This window comes from Hyphobacterium indicum (genome assembly GCF_003129605.1).
Taxonomy (GTDB): domain Bacteria; phylum Pseudomonadota; class Alphaproteobacteria; order Caulobacterales; family Maricaulaceae; genus Hyphobacterium; species Hyphobacterium indicum.
The window spans coordinates 296167-308955 of the sequence record NZ_QBDX01000001.1 but is presented as its reverse complement, the minus strand read 5'-3'; the positions used below and the strand labels follow the sequence as shown (position 1 = coordinate 308955).

The 12789-nt window shown below is 63.8% G+C and carries 11 protein-coding genes; 4 read left to right on the top strand and 7 right to left on the bottom strand.

Going from position 1 to position 12789, the window contains the following annotated elements:
- Positions 1-81 precede the first annotated feature (81 nt).
- The gene (locus DBR16_RS01455) at positions 82-831 is read left to right on the top strand and encodes a glycosyltransferase family 2 protein (RefSeq protein ID WP_109259462.1); all 750 of its coding nucleotides are present in this window, start codon (positions 82-84) and stop codon (positions 829-831) included.
- Positions 831-2678: an ArnT family glycosyltransferase gene (locus tag DBR16_RS01450; protein ID WP_109259461.1), complete on the top strand. Its 1848-nt coding sequence runs from the start codon at positions 831-833 to the stop codon at positions 2676-2678. The genes DBR16_RS01455 and DBR16_RS01450 overlap by 1 nt, the downstream gene beginning before the upstream one ends.
- Here DBR16_RS01450 and folP read toward each other — a convergent pair.
- Positions 2662-3480, bottom strand: a complete 819-nt coding sequence (folP, locus tag DBR16_RS01445) for a dihydropteroate synthase (protein WP_233347486.1) — start codon at positions 3478-3480, stop codon at positions 2662-2664. The two genes, DBR16_RS01450 and folP, sit on opposite strands and share 17 nt — an antisense overlap.
- Before the next feature lie 50 nt (positions 3481-3530).
- On the opposite strand from folP, the gene DBR16_RS01440 reads away from it, so the two are divergent.
- On the top strand, positions 3531-4487 hold the full coding sequence (locus DBR16_RS01440) for a helix-turn-helix transcriptional regulator (RefSeq protein WP_125184480.1): 957 nt from the start codon (positions 3531-3533) through the stop codon (positions 4485-4487).
- On the top strand, positions 4399-5496 hold the full coding sequence (locus tag DBR16_RS01435) for a family 16 glycoside hydrolase (RefSeq protein WP_161539362.1): 1098 nt from the start codon (positions 4399-4401) through the stop codon (positions 5494-5496). The genes DBR16_RS01440 and DBR16_RS01435 overlap by 89 nt, the downstream gene beginning before the upstream one ends.
- 56 nt (positions 5497-5552) lie before the next feature.
- On the opposite strand, the gene ftsH is transcribed toward DBR16_RS01435, so the two are convergent.
- The 6 genes from ftsH to DBR16_RS13945 form a co-directional block, all read right to left on the bottom strand.
- The gene (gene ftsH / locus DBR16_RS01430) at positions 5553-7478 is read right to left on the bottom strand and encodes an ATP-dependent zinc metalloprotease FtsH (RefSeq protein WP_109259457.1); all 1926 of its coding nucleotides are present in this window, start codon (positions 7476-7478) and stop codon (positions 5553-5555) included.
- A 54-nt stretch (positions 7479-7532) separates the two neighbouring features.
- Entirely contained in the window at positions 7533-8873 is a 1341-nt protein-coding gene (gene tilS / locus DBR16_RS01425; RefSeq protein WP_161539361.1) for a tRNA lysidine(34) synthetase TilS, read from the bottom strand.
- Complete coding sequence (locus DBR16_RS01420) at positions 8864-9784, bottom strand: tetratricopeptide repeat protein (RefSeq protein WP_161539360.1); 921 nt, start codon at positions 9782-9784, stop codon at positions 8864-8866. Before DBR16_RS01420 ends, tilS begins: the two co-directional genes overlap by 10 nt.
- A 138-nt stretch (positions 9785-9922) precedes the next feature.
- The gene (gene pal / locus DBR16_RS01415) at positions 9923-10444 is read right to left on the bottom strand and encodes a peptidoglycan-associated lipoprotein Pal (protein ID WP_109259454.1); all 522 of its coding nucleotides are present in this window, start codon (positions 10442-10444) and stop codon (positions 9923-9925) included.
- Between the two features lie 162 nt (positions 10445-10606).
- On the bottom strand, positions 10607-11959 hold the full coding sequence (gene tolB, locus DBR16_RS01410; RefSeq protein ID WP_109259453.1) for a Tol-Pal system beta propeller repeat protein TolB: 1353 nt from the start codon (positions 11957-11959) through the stop codon (positions 10607-10609).
- 38 nt (positions 11960-11997) lie between these two features.
- The gene (locus tag DBR16_RS13945; RefSeq protein ID WP_161539359.1) at positions 11998-12786 is read right to left on the bottom strand and encodes a hypothetical protein; all 789 of its coding nucleotides are present in this window, start codon (positions 12784-12786) and stop codon (positions 11998-12000) included.
- Between the last annotated feature and the right edge of the window lie 3 nt (positions 12787-12789).

Here is a 12789-nt window from a genome sequence, read left to right as displayed (position 1 = left end):
CGCCCGGCTTGCTGAACTCTGCCTGTATCCCCTTACGCCGAAACGCGCTATTCACAACGCAATAGCACAGAGCGGGCAGGCATGCAGGCAGGCACACTTTCCATCGTTATCCCGGTTCACAACGAGGCGGGAAATATCGACGCGGTGATCGCGGAAGCGGCCGGGGTGTTCTCGGCGGCGTTCGAGGATTTTCACATCATCGCCGTGGAAGACGGATCGACGGATGACACCTGGGGCAAGCTTGCAGCGCTCGAAGGGCAATATCCGCAACTGACCGCCATCCGGCACCCTGACCGCGCCGGCAAAAGCGCCGCCCTGCGCACCGGTTTTCTGGCTGCGAAGACGCTGTGGGCGGCGACGATGGATGGCGATGGCCAGGATGATCCGCAATCGGTTGTGGACATGGCCTCGCGCATCGACCTCACCTCGCTGGAGGGTCCGGCGCTGGTCTGTGGCTGCCGCACCAACCGGACGGACGGCGCGAACCGCAAATGGGCGTCGAAGATCGGCAATGGCATCCGCCGCGCCATGCTGCGCGACGACTGCCCGGATACGGCCTGCGGCCTCAAACTGATCCCGCGGGACCTGTTTCTGGCGCTGCCCTTCTTTGATTCCCTGCACCGCTATCTGCCGCCCTTCACGCGCCATCTCGGCTTTGACCAGATCTATGTCGATGTCGTGAACCGGGCGCGGATTTCCGGCGAAACCAAATATACCAATCTGGGCCGCGCCTTTGCCGGCTTCTTCGATCTGATGGGCGTGAACTGGCTGATGCGGCGGACGCATATCCCCGCGAAGGCGCTGTTGTTCACGCCGGGGAGTAAGCGCTGATGCAGGCGGTTTCCGACTGGTTGTTTGACAGCCGGGCGCGCTGGGGGATGACCGGCCGCGCCTGGATGGTGCTCGCCTTTATCGCGCTTCTCGCCATGGGGCCGGGACTGACCTCGCTGCCGGTCATGGATCGGGACGAGGCGCGCTATTCCCAAGCCTCAACGCAGATGATGGAGACGGGCGATTATGTCGATATCCGCTTCCAGGAAAATCCGCGGCACGTGAAACCGGCGGGGATTTACTGGATGCAAGTGATCGCCGCGGCCCCGTTCGGCGGCGCGGAGGCGGGAATCTGGGCCTTCCGCCTGCCGTCATTGATCGGCGGGCTGGTCGCGGTCTTCGGCACGGCCTGGCTGGCGGCCCGGCTGTTCGGTCCGCAGGCGGGACTGGCCGCCGGTTTGCTGATGGCCACCGCGCTGATGATGCAGGTCGAGGCCCGCACCGCCAAGACGGACGCCATGCTGCTGGCGGCGGGCGTGCTGGCCCAGATTGGCCTGATGATGATGCTGCTCAAGGCCGAAGCCGGGACAAGACTGAAATTCATCGGCTGGCCGCTGCTGTTCTGGGCGGCGAGCGGCGCGGCGATCATGATCAAGGGGCCGATCATCGCCATGGTCTCGGCGCTGGCCCTGGTGGGATATTTCGTCTTCAAGCATCACGCCAAATGGCTGGTCTGGATTATCGCCGCGGCCTTTCTGATCGAAATCCTGAAGCTTGCCGGGCTCGGCTTTCTGCCCGGCGGCATCGCCGTGATGATGGGCGGTCTGGCCGGCGTTTTTGTCTTCGACCTGATCCTTCAAAGCCCGATGCGCGTCACACTGGCGAAGTTCCATTGGCTGAAAGGACTGGTGGTCCTGTCCGCCATCGCCCTGCCCTGGCTGATCGCGATCAATATCGCCACGGACGGGGCCTTCCTGCAGGAATCGGTCGGTCACGCCCTGTTCGGCAAGGTGGGCGAAGCGGATGACAGTCATGGCGGGCCCTTCCTCTATCACACCCTGCTGTCACCGGCGATGTTCTGGCCCGGCTCGGCCCTGCTGGGCCTGGCCATTCTGGCCGCATGGGCGGGACGCGGCAAACCGGAAATCCGGTTTCTGATCCTGTGGGCGATGATGACCTGGATCGTGTTTGAATTCGTCCAGACCAAGCTGCCGCACTATGTGCTGCCGGCTTTTCCGGCGCTGGCCATCCTCTCGGCCGCCGGGATGATGCAGGCGGCGGGTCTGCTCACGGGCTGGAAAGCGAAAACCCTGCACCGGCTGTGGATCGTGCTGGCCGTCATCGCCGGGCTGGCGATTGCGACCTTCCCGCTCATGGGCGCGCTCCAGCTCGGCGAGGATCAGCTTTTGCGGGTCTCGATTGCTGCGGCTCTCGGCGTTTTCAGCGTGGCGGTGATGATCTGGTTTGTCCTGAAACCCGGCCTGGCGCGTCTGCTGCCCCTGAGCGGGATTGTCGCGATCCAGTATCTTGCGGCCTTCGGTATTGCCATTCCCGCGGTCGATGCCGCCTGGCCGTCCAACCGGGTGGCGCGAATCGTTGAGACGCTGGAAGGCTGTGAAGCGTTTCCGGCGGCCACGGCGGGCTATCGCGAACCCTCCAATGTTTTCTATCTGGGAACGGATGTGGCGCTGACTGACGGGGCCGGAGCGGCGGCCAATCTGCTCCTGCATCCCGAGTGCGGCATTGCCGTGGTCGATGCCTCCGAGCGTGCGGCCTTCGATATCGCACTGTCCGGCGAAGCCGTGCGTACGCTCGGCCGGGTCGAGGGGGTGAATCTCGTGAAAGGCGATGCGCTGGATCTGGCGATCGTCACGCTGGAGGCTTCGCGGGTCAGGACCCCCGGCTGAGCGCCGCCTGTATTTTCAACGCCTGAACGGTTTCCCGGACGTCATGCACGCGCAGGCCGGCGGCTTTTTGCTGCGCAGCATGAAGCGCGATGGCGAGCGACCCGCCGAGGCGGTTACCGGTGCCTGCGCCCGGGTCCAAATCGGAGATCATGCGTTTGCGGGACGCGCCGATCAGCACCGGAAACCCTGCTGGCAGACGGGAAATGCTGCGCAGCAATTGCAGGTTATGCTGCAGCGTTTTTCCGAAGCCGATGCCGGGATCCAGCCAGATATTTCCGGCCGTTACACCCGCCGCAATAGCGGCATCGGCGCGCCCTGACAGCCAGGCGGACACCTCCCGGACCACATCATCATAGCGGGGGTTTTGCTGCATGGTTTGCGGCTCGCCCTGCATGTGCATCAACACCACGCCGCAGCCGAGTTTTGCCGCCATGGCCGGCGCGCCGGGCGCGCGCAGGGCGTTTACATCATTCCAGATATCCGCGCCCGCACCGATGGCGGCTTCGGCGATGCGGGGCTTCATCGTATCAATGGAAATAACAATCTGGCTGTGCCGCCTTATGCCCCGGATCACCGGGAGAACACGGCGCAACTCCTCATCCTCCCCGACAGGGTTGGCCCCCGGGCGCGTGGACTCGCCGCCAATGTCGAGCATGTCCGCCCCGTCGCGGACCAGCTGCAGCGCATGATCAATCGCGGCATCACTGCCGGCAAACTGCCCGCCATCGGAAAACGAATCCGGCGTGACATTCACAATGCCCATGACAAGCGGGCGATCAGGGTGGGTGGCAGGAAATTTCATCGCGATTTAGTGATACGATTTTGGGGCCGGATGCGTCTACAAAAGCCGGCATGGTGATCGGGACGCATGACATATCGGCCAGTCTTGGCGGCTATCGCGAATGGCGGCCAGCCGGTCCACTCGCCCGGTATTGCGAAGCCGTCTGGCATTATGATGGCCGCCGCGCTGCACCGCCGCACCGCCTCTTGCCCGACAACAAGCCCTCTCTGATTCTCTATACCCGGCATGATGCACTTGGCCGCGTGACTGACAGCTCCATTGTCGTAAGCGGCAGCCGCATGCAGGCGGATTGGTACCGGCCTGCTGCGGGCGATTGCCAGACGGGATTGCGGCTCTATCCCGAACTGGCGGCGGAATGCGCCGGAATCTGCCCGCGGGATTTCCGGGGGATATCCGAACCGCCGCCTGAGGGCATGGGCCGTCACCTGGAACCTCTGACGGACCCCGGTGCCGGCCTTCCCTCCGGCGCTGTTGTGGCCCAACTGGTCAGCCGCTTCCTGTCGCAGGCCCGCGACGTGACATTACGGCCAGAGCACCGGGCCGCCGCGATGATCCGTAAAAGCGGCGGCCGTATTCCGGTCGCGGACCTGGCGCGCCGGCTGGATCTCTGTGAACGTCAATTGCGGCGCCGGTTTGAAGCCGTCATGGGGATCACGCCAAAGGCCTATGCCCGGCTGATCCGGCATTTGACCGCAGTCAGCCTGGCGGATCGTCAGGCGATTCCCGACTGGGCCGATATTGCCTGCATGGCCGGATATTTCGACCAGAGCCACATGATCCGCGACATCCGGGAGCTGACCGGCACCAGCCCGGCCCGGCTTCATGCCGAACGCCGCGCCGAGTCCGAAATATCCAATACGGAAAACCAGGCCTCCGTCATTCTGGACCTCACTGTCAGGAATGAGAGGATCAGGGAAAATGAGACGTATTGCAGCTTTGGTGCTGGCGGCCAGCCTGCCCGGCGCGGTCATGGCGCAGGATGGCGCACAAATGGAAGTGTTCGGTGAGCGCTGGACCGTTTCCGGTGCGCCGATAACGGCAAACTATCGCAATGAGGAAGCCCTGCGGCTTTATCAATCAGGCCTTAGGCTGGACGGCGCGGAATTGGCCGATTTCGTGCTTGAATTTGATCTGGCGATGGAGGCCGGGAACGGATTTTCCGCGATCAATTTCCGCATTGATGAAGAGAATGCCGAACAGGTCTATCTGCGCCACCATATCTCAGGGCTTCCGGACTCCGCCCAGTACACGCCTGTTCTAAACGGGCTGAGCGGCTGGCAGATCTATACAGGTTCCGGCTACTGGCAAGCCATCGATTTTCCGGTCGGCGAATGGGTACATGTCCGCCTCGTGGTCGATGGCAGCCAGGCACAGCTCAGCCTTGATGGCGAGACCGTGTTCGATATTCCTGAACTGATCGGCGAAACGGATAGCGGTGATTTCGCCCTGAGTGTCTTTGGCCAGACCGGCTCGTGGATTCGCAATGTGGAGATCAATCCGCTGAGCGCCGCAGATCACCTGCCGGACATGCACCCGGCTGAGCCGGGAGACATCAATGGCCGCCTGATCGAGACTTGGCAGGTTTCGGCGGTGTTTCCCGAAAGCCTTATCGCCGAGACATTCGTCTTGCCGGACGCCCTGCCGGAAGGCCGGACCGCGCTGGCGGCCGAGCATGAAGGCATCGCCAATCTGGCACGGCTGGCCGGACGCGATGGTGATGTAAACACCGTGCTGGCCGAGACCATTCTGACATCCGACCGTGCGCGCATCGTGATGCTGGATTTCGGCTATTCCGACCGGGTCCGGGTTTTCCTGAATGGCGCGCTGATCTTTTCCGGCGCAAATGAGTGGCGCAGCCGCGACTATCGCTATCTCGGGACGATCACGCGCAGCTATTCCGTTCCGCTGAGACTACAGGCCGGCGAGAACACGCTGACCATGGCGGTCAGCGAGGGATTTGGCGGCTGGGGTGTCACAGGCGTTCTGCGGGACGCAGAGGGGCTGATACCCGGCTGACGGGCACCACGGTCAGCCCCGTTGTGTAAAGGGTGCCCCTCGGGCACCCTTTTCTATCACGCCCCTTGCGGAGCCGGTCCGCCGGAGGGTTCGGAGCCCTTGTCGTCGGCCTCGTCATCCTCGGTCACCGGCACGGCACCGGAGGGCGTATCATCCCTGGAGGGCGGTTCACTGGTCTCGCGGACGGGCGGATTGCCCTTCAGGAGTTCGGTGATCTCCGGACCCGACAGGGTTTCGTATTCCAGCAGGCCTTCGGCCAGCGTTTCCCAGTCCTTGCGCTTCTCGGTCAGGATCTTGCGCGCGGTCTCATTGGCCTCGTCGATCAGGCGGCGGACTTCTTCCTCGATGATGCGCGCGGTTTCACCGGACACGGATTTGGAGCGGGTCAGCTCCTGGCCGAGGAAGACATTCTGGCCATCGCCATCGGAATAATCGATGGTGCCGAGCTTGTCGGAGAAGCCCCACTGGGTGATCATGGCGCGGGCGACCTGCGTGGCCTGCTTGATGTCCGATGACGCTCCGGAAGTGATGCGTTCCTTGCCGAATTTCAGCTCCTCGGCGACCCGCCCCCCCATGGCGATGGCCAGGTGCGAGGTCATCTGGGTGTAGTTTTCCGACAGCTTGTCGGCTTCCGGCAGACGCATGACCATGCCCAGTGCGCGGCCACGCGGAATGATGGTGGCTTTGTGTACCGGATCGGTTTCCGGCACGTTTAGCGCGACAATGGCGTGGCCGGCCTCGTGCCAGGCGGTCAGTTCCTTTTCCTTGTCGGACATGACCATGGAGCGGCGTTCCGGCCCCATCATTACCTTGTCCTTGGCATCCTCGAACTCGGCCATGGAGACAATGCGCTTGTTGCGGCGGGCGGCCAGCAGCGCGGCCTCATTGACCAGGTTGGCGAGATCGGCACCGGAAAAGCCGGGCGTGCCGCGGGCAATGACCTTGGGCTCGACATCCTCGGCAATCGGCACATTGCGCATGTGCACTTTGAGGATTTTCTCGCGGCCGATAATGTCCGGATTGGGCACGACAACCTGACGGTCAAAGCGGCCGGGGCGCAGCAGCGCCGGGTCGAGCACATCGGGGCGGTTGGTCGCGGCGATCAGGATGATGCCTTCATTGGCCTCGAACCCGTCCATCTCGACCAGCAGCTGGTTGAGCGTTTGTTCGCGCTCGTCATTACCGCCGCCAAGACCGGCACCGCGTGAGCGGCCGACGGCATCAATCTCGTCAATGAAGATGATGCAAGGGGCGTTTTTCTTGGCCTGTTCGAACATGTCGCGGACGCGGCTGGCACCCACGCCGACGAACATTTCGACGAAGTCCGAACCGGAAATGGTGAAGAAGGGCACATTGGCCTCACCGGCGACGGCGCGCGCGGTCAGCGTCTTGCCGGTTCCGGGCGGGCCGATCAGCAGAGCACCTTTCGGGATCTTGCCGCCGAGGCGCTGGAATTTGGACGGGTCTTTCAGGAATTCGACGATTTCCTGGAGCTCTTCCTTGGCTTCATCGATACCGGCGACATCGTCAAAGGTGACGCGGCCGGATTTCTCGGTCAGCAGGCGGGCCTTGGACTTGCCAAAGCCCATCGCACCACCGCGGCCACCGCCCTGCATCTGGCGCATGAAATAGATCCAGACCCCGATCAGCAGGAGGAAGGGGAACCAGCCGAGCAGAACACTGAAAAAGCTGAAGCCGGAATCGGCCGGACGGGTGGTGACGTCGACCTCGTTGGCGCGGAGAATTTCATACATGCCGGAATCGTTTTCCGGAATGAAGGCGCGCACGGTGCCATCGGCACTGATGATCGTGCCGCCATCAATGACCACGCTGTTGATCTGGTCATTCTCCACCCGCTGGATGAAGCGGGTATAGCTCAATTCTTCCGAACCGGTTCCCGCCTGCGAGGGCTGCAGCAGATTGAAGAGCGCCACCAGGAGGAGGATCATGATGGCCCAGATCATCAGATTGCGAATATTCATGTCATTTTCCGTCGCTATACGTCGTCTCTGTCCCGATATGGGGTATAAAAGCGGTTATTGCGAGCCTTGCGCCGTTTCGTCGCGCAGTTGCATATCAAACCATGCGGGCGGCCTGTCCTCAAACAGATTCCGGCAAATCAGCTCCGGCGCAAGCCATTTCGCCAATCCGCCGGTCTCTGCTGTGATTCCCGGAATGCCGGGCGCGCCGCCGGGCGGACGCATCAGGGGCAGGCCGGGGCGGGCGACGGGCGGAATACCGGCCAGACTTTCCGCACTGATTTCGCGCGGATAGGCCTTTCCCAGACAATTGATCTGAACATTCCGGCCGGAGATTTCAAACCGGCCGTCCCAGATCCGGACATTTCCGGCTTCAATGAAGCTGACCGGGCCTGAAGTGCCATCGGCACGGCCGCCGACCGCGCCGGGATCACGAACCAGATACCAGTCTTCCCTGTGCCGGCTCAGCGCTGCGCCCCCGGCGGTGGCCGGTTTTTCCGCCTGAAAGGCCGCCCACAAACGCCGCGAGGCTTCCGGCCGCGAAACCGGATCGCCGCTGGCCGCCGCCCGCGCCGCGTCCATGATTTTCACAGCGTGAGGCGCCGCCATGTCCGCAGGCAATCTGACACCGCCCCAGCCCAGCAGAGTCACGGACGTCATGATTTCCCTTGCCGCCGCCTCTGACATCTGCGTCCGGACAGCCCGGAACTTCTCTGACAGGGCACACAGAGCGTCCGGGTCAAACCCTTCTGCCGCGAGGCGGGCGAGCGTCTGGCGGTTACGCACCCGCGTGAAGGTGCGGTTGTCATTGGAGGGGTCATCCACCCAGTTTTCGCCCTGCTGCGTCAGCCAGACGCGCAATTGCGCCCGGGAGATGTCCAGCAAGGGCCGGACAATCGACACGCCCCGGCCCTCTGGCCAGAGCGGCAAGGCGCTGTGCATGGCCATGCCGCAGAGTGCGTCCGGACCGCCGCCCGCCTGCAGGCGCATCCAGACGGTTTCCGCCTGGTCATCGCGTGTATGGCCGAGCAGGACGGTTTTTGCGCCATGCCGGTTTGCCAGGCGGGCGAAGGTCTGAAGCCGGAAATCACGCGCCGCCGCTTGCAGGCCGGTGGCCGGTTTTTCACCCTCCCACCGGATGATGACGGGTGACAGGCCGAGTTGACGCGCGCGCCACACCGCCCGGTCCGCTTCACCGGCGCTTTCCGGCCGCACGCCATGGTCGATGACCACCGGGATCAGGGTGGCGCCCTGTCTGCGGGCCCAGCCCGCTGCGATCAGCAAAAGCGCAGTGGAATCACCGCCGCCTGACAGTCCGAGAAGACAGGGCGCCGGGCCCAGCCCTCCGAGCCGGTGGCGGACGGTATCGGGATTGAAGTCCAGCGGCTCTAGCGGCACCCGGCGCGCAACGCCTCGCGCTCGGCGCGGGCCGTGGCATTGGGACCCGCGGACGGGAATTCCCGCGAGAAGCGCGCCAGCGTCTGGCAGGCTTCTTCATTGCGGCCCAGCGCGCCCAGCGATGAAGCGAGGCGCACCAGCGCATCCGGTGCCACTGCGCCATCACGTTCCTCGCGCAGGGAGGTGATATAGGCCTCCGCTGCCGAAGCGTAATCGCCGCGCACATAATGGGTCTCGCCCAGCCAGAACCAGGCCTCATCCATCCGCCCGTCCTCCGGGAATTCGGCGATGAAAGCCGTGAAATCCTCCTGGGCCCCGTCGAAATCGCCATCCATCAGCCGCGCCCGCGCCTGGCCATAGGCCTGGTCCGCAGTCATCAATGGCGTCGCATCGGCGGCACTGGCCAGATGGCTGCCGAGCGGCCGGGTCGCTGCGGCGCGCTCATCCGCGTAAGGGTCGCTGGCATCGGTCACGGCGAGCCGCCCCCCGGTCAGGTCACGCGGGCCGCCACTGTTGGAGGTGCGCTCTCCCGTACCGGTCATGGCCGCGTCTTCGGCGACCGGGTCAACCGGATTGCCTTCGGCATCAAATTGCGGCTCTGGCGGGTTGCGATAGGCCTCCAGCTGCGTGCGCAGGCGCTGGATTTCCCGGTCCTGGGCGTCGATGCGCTGGCCGAGCTGGCGATTTTCAAACTCCAGCCTCTCGGTCTGGCCGGTGGCCTGCTGCACCTGGAATTCCAGATCGGCGATACGGGTCAGCAACTGATCCGTCTGGGCAATTCGCCGCGTTTCGGTTTCGGCGAGCCGGGCCTCGACGGCATCCAGACGGCGGGCCAGCTCGCGGCGCGATTGGGCGTCCGCAGGGGCGCTGAACACAAAAATCAAAAGGGGGAGAAGGAGGTATCGGATCATCGTGGGGGTCATCCCTGTCTTCGGCCGGTTCCGGCACGGGATAAGTCATGGAGGCGGCGAAAATACGGCGGCGGGATTAACAAAGAAAAACGCCCGCAGCATGTGGCTGCGGGCGTTGTTCTGGACGGAGGTCCGGACCTAGCCCGTGACGCCACCGGATATCATGGTGATGGCGTTGCGGTTGAGTGCCCAGCAGCGTTCGCTGGACTCGCGGCAGGTCGGGCGTTCCTTGCCATAGGAGACCGTCTGGATGCGCGACGGCGAAACGCCGAGGCTGACCAGATAGTCGCGGGCCGCATTGGCCCGGCGCGCGCCGAGTGCGAGATTGTATTCGCGCGTGCCGCGCTCATCGCAATTGCCCGCAATCAGGATGTCGGTGCCCGGATAGGCGTTCAGCCAGTCGGCCTGACGGCGCAGGGTCTCACGGCCTGCGGCGGTCAGCGTCGACCGGTCGAGATCGTAGAAAACCCGGTCACCGGCCGTGGCCACGAAATGGGCTTCCGTTCCCGGAACAGGCCCCTGGTCAACCGTGCCCGGCGTATCGGTCCGCGTGGTCTGTGGCGGTTCCGAGGGCGGGGCTTCGGTTGTCGCCGGCGGTGTGGACGCGCAGGCGGCCAGAACCGCCGACATGCCCGCAATCATGAAAAGTTTGAACTTCATTGGAGTGCTATCCCTCATCTAACCGGGTCTAAGCCAGCCCCCGGAACCTCCACCAATACGCACGATTATGCCAATTTCGAGACAGAACATTCATTTCAGGCTGTTTTTCCGCCTGATGACGGTCTGTCTTGCGTGCCTTGCAACACGCTACTGCCAAAACCCCTATTCGATCAAGGGCGACCAGGCCGGATCGGACGATTGTCCGGAGATCGGCATACGACGCAAATTGAAGCCGGCGAGGTCCACACTCCAGATTTCATACTCGGTTCCCTCGCGGCCGCGATCTCCCCGTGTGAACAGGATCACCCGTCCATTCGGCGACCAGGCCGGTGTGTCGACATAGTAGCCCTGATAGAGGATGCGTTCCTCGCCGGACCCGCCGGCATCGACCACGCCGAGGGAGAACTGGCCATTATGCTGTTTGACGAAGGCGATGAGATCGCCGCGCGGCGACCAGACCGGTGCGGTATAGCGGCCTTCACCGAAGGAAACCCGCTGGGCCTCGCCGCCATTGACCGGCATGACATAAAGCTGCGAGCCGCCGCTGCGGCTCGACGAAAACACGATCCGGTCTCCGTCCGGCGCAAAGCTGGGTTCGACATCATCGGCCGGGTGCTCGGTGAGGCGGCGCAGATTGCGCGACCGCAGGTCAAACAGGTGAATGTCGTGACCGGCCTGCAATTCGATCGAGACGGCGAGTTGCTCCCCATTCGGCGAAAACCGTGCCGACAGGGATTGCCCGTCCGGATCGACCCGCGCCAGCCCGGTGCCGCCGGAGGCAAACAGCGCTTCCTGGCGGCCGCTTTCCAGATCGTAGACATAGGTCGTGGCCTGCCCGTCGAGGAAGGACACATAGGTGATTTGCTGGGCGCTTGGCGAATAATTGGGCAGGAGCGACCAGTAGGACCGGTCGGTCAGGAAGGAGGGATTGGCCCCGTCCTGATCCATCATGGCGAGCCGGCGCACGGGTTCGCCGCGCGGGCCGAGCCCTTCGGAGACGTAAATGACGCGGGTGTCGAAATAGCCGCTCTCTCCGGTCAGGCGCTCATAGACCGCGTCGGCGACCCGGTGCGCCACCCGGCGCCAGTTTTCCGGCGCGGTGACAAATTGCAGGCCGACCATCTGTTCCTGAAGGCGTGTGTCCCAGAGCCGGAAGCCGACCAGCAGGCGGCCATCATTCTGGCGCGTGACCTGCCCGATCAGCAGCGCATCGGCATTGATGACGCGCCAGTCCTGAAAGCGGGGGCGCAGGTTGAAGTCCTGGATGTCCTCGATGAAGGCGCGCTCATCGACGGTGGTGAACAGGCCGGAGCTTTCCAGGTCCGCGGCGATCACACCGGCAATATCGGCGCCGCGTGAATCCGTGCCGCCCGCGTCGATGAAGTCGGGAATGGCGATCGGTGTGGGCTCGAGGTGACCCCGGGCGATATCCACTTGCAGCGGCTGCTGCGCCAGTGCGGCTGATGGCACGGACAGAAGGATCAATACGGATAAAAGTCTGAAAATAAGGGTCATGGGTTTCGGGTCTCCGGAAACGCGCGAGCAGGATAACATCAAGTCTCGTTGCGAAAAGTGACATCTATGCGGCGCCAGATGGAAAAATGTTCGGCAGGCAGACGATAGGGCGCGCAATCAATGACCGCCGCCAGCGCCCGGTCCCTTGCCACACGCCAGTATCGGTCACCCGACAGGTCGATAGCCTGGCGGTTGAAGACATCCGGTTGACCATCAAGGCTGCCGTCCCGATTGAGCCGGACGCGGATCACCACGATCAGGCGTTCCGGATCGGGCGCATCGGCAGAGCCGCGATAGCAGCGCTGGGCCTGACTGCGGATACTGTCCGCCAGCGTCACGCCGATGGCCTCGCTGGAATTGGCCGCCCGCTGCTGGTTGCCGGATGAACCGGCGCGATCATTGTCGACCGTATTCGCGAGATCGCGCAACATGTCATCGAAGGATTGCTCCCGGCTTGGCGCGGGCTGTTGCGGCGTGGACTGCGCCGGAGGTGTCTCGGGTTCCGGGTCGGGCACGGGTTCGGCCACGGGTACAGGCTCCGGTGCCGGCTCTGTTTCCGGCGCCGCGGTCATGTCGATTTCCGGCTCGGGCTGAGGCGGTTCGGGCTCCGGTTCCGGTTCCGGCGGTGGTGCCTCTTCCTCGACGGGATCTTCCTCGACCTCTTCCTCGGGGAGGTTGGTCACTTCCGCGATTTCGGTGATCAGCTCCAGCGGCACGATCTGGCTGGTCGTGAACTGGCGGACGGTCTGCGGGAAATAGAACAGACCCGCCAGGATAAAGCCGGCATGCACGAGCAGCGACGCGAGAACTACGAGAGCTGTGCGCATACC

Excerpts from the sequence above, each read along its gene's own strand:
- DBR16_RS01450 (WP_109259461.1), top strand. The coding sequence starts at position 831 with ATGCAGGCGGTTTCCGACTGGTTGTTTGACAGCCGGGCGCGCTGGGGG.
- DBR16_RS01455 (WP_109259462.1), top strand. The coding sequence starts at position 82 with ATGCAGGCAGGCACACTTTCCATCGTTATCCCGGTTCACAACGAGGCG.
- DBR16_RS01420 (WP_161539360.1), bottom strand. The coding sequence starts at position 9,784 with ATGATCCGATACCTCCTTCTCCCCCTTTTGATTTTTGTGTTCAGCGCC.
- folP (WP_233347486.1), bottom strand. The coding sequence starts at position 3,480 with ATGAAATTTCCTGCCACCCACCCTGATCGCCCGCTTGTCATGGGCATT.
- pal (WP_109259454.1), bottom strand. The coding sequence starts at position 10,444 with ATGAAGTTCAAACTTTTCATGATTGCGGGCATGTCGGCGGTTCTGGCC.
- DBR16_RS01440 (WP_125184480.1), top strand. The coding sequence starts at position 3,531 with ATGGTGATCGGGACGCATGACATATCGGCCAGTCTTGGCGGCTATCGC.
- tolB (WP_109259453.1), bottom strand. The coding sequence starts at position 11,959 with ATGACCCTTATTTTCAGACTTTTATCCGTATTGATCCTTCTGTCCGTG.
- ftsH (WP_109259457.1), bottom strand. The coding sequence starts at position 7,478 with ATGAATATTCGCAATCTGATGATCTGGGCCATCATGATCCTCCTCCTG.
- DBR16_RS01435 (WP_161539362.1), top strand. The coding sequence starts at position 4,399 with ATGAGACGTATTGCAGCTTTGGTGCTGGCGGCCAGCCTGCCCGGCGCG.
- DBR16_RS13945 (WP_161539359.1), bottom strand. The coding sequence starts at position 12,786 with ATGCGCACAGCTCTCGTAGTTCTCGCGTCGCTGCTCGTGCATGCCGGC.